Genomic DNA, 504 nt, shown 5'->3' with positions numbered 1-504 from the left:
CCGTGTACATTTTTCGTGCACCATTGTCTGGTGCATAATCCCGCGGTCAATATCAGCTTTTTCTTGTTGAGTTGGCAATTCACCGTAACGCAACCGATAACATACTTCGAGGAAGTCTCCGTTTTCAGCTAATTGGTCGATAGAGTAACAATGGCAAAGTAATACTCCTTTATCTCCATCAATATACGTAATTTTTGATTCACAAGAAGCGGTTGAGGTAAACCCAGGATCATAAGTAAAACTATCAGTTTCGTTATAAAGAGAAGTAATTTCAATTACATCAGGCCCAATGGTTCCTTTATGCACTGGCAATTCTATTTTTTTATCATTTACGATAATATATGATTTATTCTCAGACATTAATATTCCTTTCAGATCCCTTCATCTATGAAATTGAGATGCCGCTTTGTCGGAAAAGGAAATATATAGTTAAAGAGTTTCTGCCGTATTTTTTGTATAGATTTTCTATAAATGTTAGTTTATGCATTCTACCAGTATTTTTTT

At 34.5% G+C, this 504-nt stretch carries 1 protein-coding gene; it reads right to left on the bottom strand.

Annotated elements, in window-relative coordinates:
* Positions 1–360 (bottom strand): citrate/2-methylcitrate synthase (locus J7R13_RS08800; protein WP_281432497.1); only part of this gene is annotated, 360 nt, incomplete at its 3' end.
* Positions 361–504 lie beyond the last annotated feature (144 nt).

The sequence above is a fragment of the Bartonella taylorii 8TBB genome, assembly GCF_902825155.1.
Lineage (GTDB): Bacteria > Pseudomonadota > Alphaproteobacteria > Rhizobiales > Rhizobiaceae > Bartonella > Bartonella taylorii_A.
Note: the sequence above shows the minus strand (reverse complement) of the source record. Positions and strands in the feature narration are given on the sequence as shown.